At 49.6% G+C, this 1499-nt stretch carries 2 protein-coding genes; both read right to left on the reverse strand.

The window, feature by feature from the left end; translation table 11 throughout:
- Window positions 1-958: sulfatase-like hydrolase/transferase (locus Q0294_RS05955; protein WP_299461906.1), on the reverse strand; the 958-nt coding region annotated here is incomplete at its 3' end.
- A 169-nt stretch (window positions 959-1127) separates the two neighbouring features.
- On the reverse strand, window positions 1128-1430 hold the full coding sequence (locus tag Q0294_RS05960; RefSeq protein WP_299461907.1) for a DUF4339 domain-containing protein: 303 nt from the start codon (window positions 1428-1430) through the stop codon (window positions 1128-1130).
- Between the last annotated feature and the right edge of the window lie 69 nt (window positions 1431-1499).

Raw genomic sequence — 1499 nt, forward strand, 5'->3', positions numbered from 1 at the left:
GGAAGGGAGAACGGACACCACCTTCATCGAGTGATCCTTTTTTGCCTTTCATGTCACCATTCCAGCGTACTCCGTTCGGCCCGTTATCAGAGAAATAGATTACGATCGTATCGTCCGTAATTCCCAGACTGTTGAGTTTTTCCAGCACGCGGCCCACATTCCAGTCGACATTCTCACTCATGGCGAGCGCTGCACGGAGGTGATCGGGCTGTTCTTTCTCAGGCTCACGATGATGCAGATTGAGTTGTTTGTCTTTGAAACGATCCCAGTATTGATCGGGTACCTGCATGGGAGAGTGGGGTGTGCAGTAGGGGATGTAGGCGAAAAAAGGTTTGTTTTTGTGAACCTGCTGTTCGATGAAGGCCATGGCTTTGTCGGTCAGGTCGTCGGTGATGTAGCCATTCCCTTTCACAAAAGTACCATTGTGATCCAGCATGGGACTGAAGTAGTGTCCCCAGTGACCGGAGGTGAAGCCGTAATACTCATCAAAGCCTTGCGCATTGGGATGATTGGGGTACTGTGTGCCGTTGTGCCATTTGCCAAAGGCACCCGTGGCATAACCGGCGGCTTTAAAGGCCCGCGCGATCGTATATTCGTCGGAATTGAAGCGTTCCTGTCCCGTGGAGACACCGGTGGTTCCCGTGCGGGCGTGGTAGCGGCCTGTCAGGAATGCGGCGCGGGTCGGTGCACAGACAGCTCCGACGTAGAAGCGATTGAACCTCACGCCCTGTTTTGCCAGTGAATCGATATGGGGGGTGTGCAGATTTGTATTTCCGTTATAGCTCAGGTCCCCCCAACCCTGATCGTCGGCGAGGAAGATCACAATGTTGGGATGAGTGATTATCTCTGTTGCCGGCCTGGTTTGAGATGTTTTTGCCGATGCATTTTTGTTATCTGCTGCTGACAGGTTGCCGGTCAGAAGGCAGGCCAGCAGATCCAGGGCTAAAATCTGTTTCATAGAGATATGGCTTTGTTGAACAGAGGATGCGACGGTCATATGTTAAACGGATAAAATTCAGTGCCACTGAAATCAATCTCTCAGTCGACAGATCTCATGATACCGGATGAAGGCGGTCGGATCACGTTTTAGTCCGAAAAAATCAAGAGATCGCTGATTTTGGAGAAGACTATCGCAAAACCAGGAAGAGTCGAATCTTGCGAAAAGACTCTAAATCTTCAGCAGCTGCAATTTCAACTTCCGCATTGATCGGCGGAAGCGTTGCAGGATCACGCTGAGCCATGTGAAATAGCCGACAATTGCATCTGCCCGTTGATATGTCCGGACGAACAAGCACATCAGCGGTAAGCGTCTCCTCACGCACCATTTCAGCGAGATCACGAAACGTGTGTGGCCCCAGTTCTTGATCACCCTGTTTGTAATACCATTCACTTGCCATTTGAGTCAAAAGCCCACATTTTAATAATTTCAAGTTTTAACGATGAAAAAACATTGATCACGCAACAATCACTATTTCGAAATGTTGTTTAGAGATCGCCCA

It is taken from the genome of uncultured Gimesia sp., from assembly GCF_937919775.1.
Classification (GTDB): domain Bacteria; phylum Planctomycetota; class Planctomycetia; order Planctomycetales; family Planctomycetaceae; genus Gimesia.